The sequence below is a fragment of the Vibrio sp. 2130-1 genome (genome assembly GCF_033339515.1).
The window spans coordinates 1-554 of sequence record NZ_JAWOUT010000586.1 but is presented as its reverse complement, the minus strand read 5'-3'; the positions used below and the strand labels follow the sequence as shown (position 1 = coordinate 554).

Here is a 554-nt window from a genome sequence, read left to right as displayed (position 1 = left end):
TTTACACGCTCGGTATGGTGCCAGTTTACAAACTGCCAATCGAGAATCCAGAGGCGCTTTGGAAAACGTTGGATCACGAAGAGCAAATGAGCGGCGTGACACATGAAAAAGTGAAGCTGGGTACGGTGGAGTACCGTCGTTATGAAATGACGGATGCAGTAGATCCGCAGGATGGCATTGGCTTAGTTGTGGCGGTTATCGACAACGTGCTAACCGTGACGGTGGATATCGCGGAGTTGGGTGATCTTAACCCGTTGAAAATGGCGCTGGGTCTTGAGTCTCCAACCCAATCATTAGCGGATAGCGGTCGTGCTGAAGCCATCCAAACTCAGTATGGTAAAAACAACAACTCTTTTGGCTACATCGACCATCGTGAAATCATCAAAGGTTTAACCACTGTTGATGGCAACATGTTTGCTCGTCAATTAACTCGTCTTAACGTCGATCCAAACATTACGGAAATGCGCACACCAGTTTGTCATAACGAGTTTACGCAAATTGCAGAAAACTGGCCTCAATCGGTGGCGTTTGCGGAGTACAAGCTAAACGGTGAG

General features: G+C 47.7%; 1 pseudogene. It reads left to right on the top strand.

From position 1 onward, the window contains the following. Positions 1-554, top strand: a pseudogene (locus tag R7Q09_RS27545) (hypothetical protein); the annotation flags it as partial.